This is a genomic window from Streptomyces sp. NPDC002088 (genome assembly GCF_040296605.1).
Taxonomy (GTDB): Bacteria; Actinomycetota; Actinomycetes; order Streptomycetales; family Streptomycetaceae; genus Streptomyces.
The window spans coordinates 1-6,240 of record NZ_JBEOXO010000077.1; the positions used below are offsets into that span (position 1 = coordinate 1).

The window sequence follows — 6,240 nt, forward strand, 5'->3', positions numbered from 1 at the left end:
GGCCACCGACAACAACTGACACGAACCACCGAGGCCGCACGGTGGCTCACGATTGAACCGTTCGAACTGGCCCCAAATTCAGCCGTTGCCGACACCCGTGGGCGCGGGGAGCAGGCGTCGCCTGTCAGTGTGCTGGTGGGGGGTTGGGGACCATCCCCGTGGGCGCGGGGAGCAGAGACGCCGAACAGCTCCTGATCAGGGCCTCGCGGGACCATCCCCGTGGGCGCGGGGAGCAGCTGAGGGTCGAAATCACAGCGTGGGTGGAGTAGGGACCATCCCCGTGGGCGCGGGGAGCAGGGCCATGTGCGTGGCCTCTCAGGTGCGTTCGGGGGACCATCCCCGTGGGCGCGGGGAGCAGGATACCCGGACCGTGGCGGGAACCTTGGTCGTGGGACCATCCCCGTGGGCGCGGGGAGCAGATGAGGCCGACGCTCGGGTGACCCGCGTCCCAGGGACCATCCCCGTGGGCGCGGGGAGCAGCCTGGTGAGTATGTGGACGAGTTCCAGCAACGTTCGTCGTTCAGTGCGGACAACAGCGGGAGTTCGCGGGGAACGGTGTTGATGAGTTCCGGCAACACCTGGGGGCTTGCGGTGGGAGCATGAGACTGCTCCATCTTGCTGGGGGCCGCCGATGACGCCGAAGTCGAGGACTGATCTGTACGCGGCGATCCGCCGTGACCACCGTGCCGGGCTGGGCAAGCGCGCCCTGATGCGCAAGTACGGGGTCGGTCACCCCACGGTGCAGAAGGCGTTGGAGTCCGCGTGGCCGCAGCCGCGGAAGAAGCTCCCGCCCCGCCCGACCCGGCTCGATCCGTTCAAGCCGCTGGTGGACGACATGCTGCGGGCGGACCTGGACGCGCCGCGCAAGCAGCGGCACACGGCCAAGCGGATCTTCGACCGGCTGGTTGATGAGCATCACGCGGACGGCATCTCCTACGGCATGGTCCGCGCTCATGTGGCGGTGCGGCGAGGCGAGATCCGTGCCGAGGCCGGCCGCGGTAGCGCGGAGGTGTTCGTGCCGCAGTCTCACCGTCCCGGTCAGGAGGCCGAGGTCGACTTCGGGGACGTCACAGTACGCCTGGCCGGGCAGACGCTGGTCTGCAGTCTGTTCAGCCTGCGCCTGTCCTACTCCGGCAAGGCGGTGCACCGCGTCTTCGCCTCCAGCGGGCAGGAGGCGTTCCTGGAGGGGCACGTCCACGCCTTCAGCGTGCTGGGCGGGGTGCCGCAGGGCAAGGTCCGCTACGACAACTTGAAGGCCGCGGTCGCCAAGGTGATCGGGTTCGCGCGGGAACGCAAGGAGAGTGCACGCTGGCTCGCCTTTCGTGAGCATTACGGCGTCGACAGCTTCTTGCCCCGGCCTGGCTGGCGCCCATGAGAAGGGCGGAGTGGAGGGCGACATCGGCCGCTTCCGCCGCAACCACTTCGTGCCCGTTCCCGAGGTCGGTTCGCTGGCCGAGCTGAACCTGCTGGTGGAGCAGTGGGATCAGGAGGACGACGCCCGGCGCATTCGGATGCGGCCGCGCACGGTCGCCGAGTACTTCGCCGTCGAACAGCCGCTGCTGGCGCCGCTGCCCATCGAGGTGTTCGACGCCGGACATGTCATTGAGACCCGGGTGGACCGGCACAGCCGGATCTGGGCCCGCACCGGGTTCTACTCGGTGCCCACCCGCTACATCGAGCGCCGGGTCCGTATCGTGCTGCACGCCAACGAGCTGGCCGTCTACGACGGCGCCACCGAGATCGCCCGGCACGAGCGGCTGGTCGCCAAGGCCGGCGAGCGCCTCGAACTCGACCACTATCTGGAGACGCTGCTGCGCAAACCGGGCGCGCTTCCCGGCGCGACCGCGCTGGAGCAGGCCCGTCAGGCGGGCAAGTTCACCCCGATCCACGACGCGTGGTGGGCCGCGGCCCGCAAGGCACGCGGGGACAAGGACGGCACGAAGGCCCTGATCGAGGTGCTGTTGCTGCACCGGCGCATTCCGCACGAGCACCTGGTGGCCGGGCTCGCCGCGTCTTTGCGGGTGGGCGCGCTGACCGCGGACGCGGTGGCCCTGGAGGCCCGCAAGGCCGCTGAGTCCGAGGACGAATCCTCGGCCACGCAGCAGCACGAAGAGCCGTCGTCCGTCGCGTCCCTGACCCGACGCCGCCTCGCTCATTTGCCGCCCGATCGTCGGCCGCTGCCCTCGCCCGCCGCCTACGACCAGCTGCTGCACCATCGTCCCGCCGCTCCGAAGGAGTCGATGCCGTGAGTACTCCCAGCCGTCACCGGATGAGCGAGCAGGCAGCGGAGACCGCCGTGGTCGGCGCCTGCCGCATGCTGCGGCTGCCCACCATCCGCGCAAAGTTCCCCGACCTGGCCGAGCAGGCTTCCCGCGAGCAGATGTCCTACCTCACCTTCCTCGCCGAGCTGCTGCTGGCCGAGTGCGATGACCGGGCACGACGCCGCTCCGAGCGCCGGATCAAAGCCGCCGCGTTCCCGAGGCAGAAGTCGCTGCGGGAGTTCGACTTCGACGCCAACCCCAACGTCGACCCCGCCGTGATCCACACCCTGGCCACCTGCGAGTGGGTGAAGAAGGCACAGCCGCTCTGCCTCATCGGCGACTCCGGCACCGGCAAGTCGCACCTGCTGATCGCGTTGGGCACCGAAGCGGCGATGGCCGGGTTCCGGGTGAAGTACATCCTGGCGACGAAGCTCGTGAACGAGCTGGTCGAGGCCGCGGACGACAAACAGCTGAGCAAGACCATCGCCCGCTACGGGCGCGTCGATCTTTTATGCATTGACGAGCTGGGCTACATGGAACTCGACCGGCACGGCGCAGAGTTGATGTTCCAGGTGCTGACGGAACGGGAGGAAAACAAGGCCATCGCCATCGCTTCCAACGAATCCTTCGGCGGCTGGACCAAAACCTTCACCGACCCCAGGCTCTGCACCGCGATCGTCGACCGGCTCACCTTCAACGGCACGATCATCGAGACCGGCACCGACTCCTACCGACTAGCCCACACCCGGAGCAAAGCCGGGAAGTCCGCCGCTACCTGACAGAACGCCACGGCCTGTCGGGGCCGCCGACGAGATGGCGGCCAACCAGGCGGCGAAATCCGTCGATGGTACAGGTTCGTACGATCGAAGGTCAGGCGGTGCTCTCGCGCTCCGGCCAACCTCCCTCGATGGCCGGGCCGCTGCCTGCGGGAATGTTCGCCGCCACCAGCGCTGCGGCCTCGCTGGCGCTGAGGCGGGCACCGAGCACACGTGACGGTGTCTGCGCAGATCCCTCTGCGACCACATCCCACAGCCCGTCTATTGTCGGAATCACACGCGGAAGCTCGTTGTGGAACGGATCGGCGGTGCTGCTGAGCAGGCTGAACTGGCCGTGCGACGGCCACGGGAAGAAGACACGCAGGGCTGGCTGGGCATAAAGAGCCTCGGCAAGTTCGGCGTCGCCAAGCCTGATCACCCGCGAGCGTTCCAAGGTCAGCCGCCAGGCGGTCGACACGACCCTTCCAGGCGGTGCCGCATCCAGCGGGTCATCCGCGAGGAGCGACCATTCGCGGCGCAGCTGACCGATCGATGCGCCCTCACACCATTCGTGCAGGATGGCGGCCACCACCGCGAGGCTATCGGTGCTGCCGAAGGCGCCCCAGAGCCATCCGGAGTCCGCGGAGATCTCGATACGGAACTCGCGTTCGTCGTCGTTGGTCGCATATACCGCGAACCGCGCCTTTCCCCGAACACGGCATGCGGCTACCGCTGGGGCGAACCCCTCAACGGGTTCGATGGGGCCGACAGCGCGCCCGTGGCGAGCCGCTTCGCGAGCCAATGCTTCTCCCAAGCCACCCGGCTCAGCCAACTCTGGATAGAGGTCGGTCGGCACTTCGCTTGAACGTTCCTTCATGCACATACCGTAGGTCGTGGGGTGGAGGTGTGACCCGCCCGAAGCCCGAGAGCAAGCGCACTGCGTCACGGGATCGGCGGCCCTCCTGAGGTGTTGCTGAAACTCGGTTCTGGCACAGATCTTGGGGAGCGGTCGCGGAGAGTCATCGCGGTGTTCGAGGATGGGAGTGTCCTAGCTCGTCCAGTCGAGACGTCTACTCAGCGAATCCAGTTGCTTTGGCCGGCGCGGCCCGTCTTTCAGCCGTTCGAATGTTCGCGGTGCAGGTGCTCAGAGCGGGACTGAAGGATGTCCAGGGCCTCGTGGATCGAGCAGCCGAGGTGGTCTCGGAACAGCTTGATGGCCTTGATGGTCATGCCGCTGAGGATCTCCTTGTCCGCGAAGGAGAGCGGGCCGGCCGTCCAGGGGGCGGACGCAGGATCTCCACCGGGCCAGTCGACGTCGGTCAGGGTGACGAGCAGGCGGCCGTCCGAGAGCGCCACCGCCACGTCCATGCCGCGGGCCGCCTTCTCCGTGAAGGCAACGGGCGCAGTGTGGTCCAGAAGGAAGACGAAGTGCTTGGCTATACGCTGCCGCCACTCATCGAGCTCGCCGTCGCCGTCTAGGCGCAGGTTGAAGTTCCAGGCTGCCTGGGCGAGAACCGATACGAACAGCCCGAGGAAGTCCGATTTCAGCAGGTCGTCCGCGTGCTCGATCAGGATCGCGAGGTCCTGGTTCCCATGGCCGGGACCGTGCCAGTCGTGGAGGCAGTCCACGAGTGCGTCCCAGTTGTGGCCGAAGTAGCCGAGGAACGACAGCTCCTGGGCGAAGGTGCGGAAGACGGACGCCGGATCCCGCATTTCCCGGCCGTCCAGCCGCAGGACCAGACCGTTTCGCTGCATGAGCGCGGCCGTTTCCGACGCCAGCCATGGGTCGGCCGGGGAGGTGAACACAACCCATGGGGAGCGGTGTTCCGTCAGAGTGGGCTTGGTCATCATGGGTGAGATCCTTGCACGGCATTTGCTCGGAGCCCGAGCGATTAAAGGAGGGAAGATCGTGCTCAACGAGCACCGTTCGCCCAGGTCAGGAGGTTGCCGATGACCATCTTCGATGCGAACGGGCAGCGGGAGCGTTGTTCGGCCCGTCCTTGCATTGCGGGGCTACTGCAGCAGGATCATCTTCCGCAGCAGGTGGAAGCCAGCTCGTCCGTAGAGCTGCCTTTTGATCTTCTTGATGCGATTGACGGCGCCCTCGATGCTGCCGGAGCTCCAGTGGAGGGTGAGTCCGGCTGTCACGGCATCGAGGTCCCGGAGCAGGTGGAGTGCGAAGCCGGTGAGGCCGGGCAGTTGGCTTGCGTCGACTGCGTCGATCCAGGCAGGGAGCCTGGCGCCGAGGCGGTCGGTGAGTATTTCGCCGAAGTCGCGGACATGGCCGGCGGCCGTGTCCAGTTCGGGGCAGCGTGCCAGGACATCCTTCAGGCCGGCGCGGTCGTCCTCGCTCAGCGCGGTGGGGTGTCGGGTGAGCCAGCCGGTCACCTGGCGCACCGTTGGAGGCCGGGGCGGCGCGCCGGCCGCAGCCCCGCGGAGGGTGGCGATGTGGGAGCGGACCATCTGGTAGGTGACGGGCGCGTTGTCGGCAACGAGTTCGCTGTAGAGGCGGGTGACGCTGGTGCATCCCTCGGCGAAGCGTCGCTCCAGGTAGGGCTTGTAAGGGTCCAGCCTGCTGGGTCGGGGCCGGCTCTCGCGGATGGTGTCCTGCCAGCGTGCGGCATTCGCGTATCTGAGCACGGTGTTGAGGCCCCAGCTCAGGTGCCGGGCGATCGCCCGGCGTGAGTGACCTTGAGCAAGGAGCTCGTGGACTAGGGCGTGCGCGGCCTTCTTGCGCTCAGCCCGTCGGCCGACGGGTGCCGGGGCGTCCTGCGGTCGGCCGGAAGTCAGTCGGGTGGCCTCCGGCAGCATGCTGCTGGGCGAAGGGTCGCGCAGGCAGTCGCGGTGGGCGGCAACGCAGGTCTCCACGGCTCGGCCGAGGCCCTGCCACAGGTGGAACCTGTCGGCGACCTGCAGAGCGTCGGGGGCACCGCGCCGTGCTCCCTCGGCGTAGGCGCCCGCCCGGTCCCGGCAGATGATCTCCACGCCGGGGTGTCGGATCAGCCAGGCGGCCAGCGGGCCGGCCTCGCGGGTCGGGAGCACGTCGACCACGCGATGGTCTTCGACACTGGTCAAGACGGTGGAGTAGGTCTGGCCGCGGCGGATTGTCGGCGTACAAGCGAACGTGCGCCACCTCGTACGGATGAAAGTGCACCGTTTTCAGTGCGGTGATGGGGTGGGGGCCGCGAGTCTGCTGCTGTCGGTTCGGGGTGGCAGGGAGGCGA

The 6,240-nt window shown here is 68.0% G+C and carries 4 protein-coding genes, 1 pseudogene and 1 CRISPR repeat array; of the genes and pseudogenes, 2 read left to right on the forward strand and 3 right to left on the reverse strand.

The genetic code is table 11. From position 1 onward, the window contains the following. The first annotated feature begins 146 nt into the window (after positions 1-146). Positions 147-480: direct repeats of the CRISPR family, unit length 29 nt; unit sequence GGGACCATCCCCGTGGGCGCGGGGAGCAG. Positions 481-631: 151 nt separating this feature from the next. Together istA and istB are read left to right on the forward strand one after the other, a co-directional pair. Next, positions 632-2,249 (forward strand): annotated as a pseudogene (istA, locus tag ABT114_RS49830) (IS21 family transposase). A 20-nt stretch (positions 2,250-2,269) separates the two neighbouring features. Then, positions 2,270-3,040: an IS21-like element helper ATPase IstB gene (gene istB, locus ABT114_RS49835; RefSeq protein WP_502988540.1), complete on the forward strand. Its 771-nt coding sequence runs from the start codon at positions 2,270-2,272 to the stop codon at positions 3,038-3,040. Between the two features lie 91 nt (positions 3,041-3,131). Here the strand turns inward: istB and ABT114_RS49840 are convergent, their stop codons facing one another. From ABT114_RS49840 to ABT114_RS49850, 3 genes are all read right to left on the reverse strand, one after another. Further along, complete coding sequence (locus tag ABT114_RS49840) at positions 3,132-3,893, reverse strand: DUF6193 family natural product biosynthesis protein (RefSeq protein WP_351153881.1); 762 nt, start codon at positions 3,891-3,893, stop codon at positions 3,132-3,134. Between the two features lie 236 nt (positions 3,894-4,129). Next, positions 4,130-4,867, reverse strand: a complete 738-nt coding sequence (locus ABT114_RS49845) for a barstar family protein (protein WP_351153883.1) — start codon at positions 4,865-4,867, stop codon at positions 4,130-4,132. A 162-nt stretch (positions 4,868-5,029) separates the two neighbouring features. Then, on the reverse strand, positions 5,030-6,091 hold the full coding sequence (locus tag ABT114_RS49850; RefSeq protein WP_502988539.1) for a transposase: 1,062 nt from the start codon (positions 6,089-6,091) through the stop codon (positions 5,030-5,032). Between the last annotated feature and the right edge of the window lie 149 nt (positions 6,092-6,240).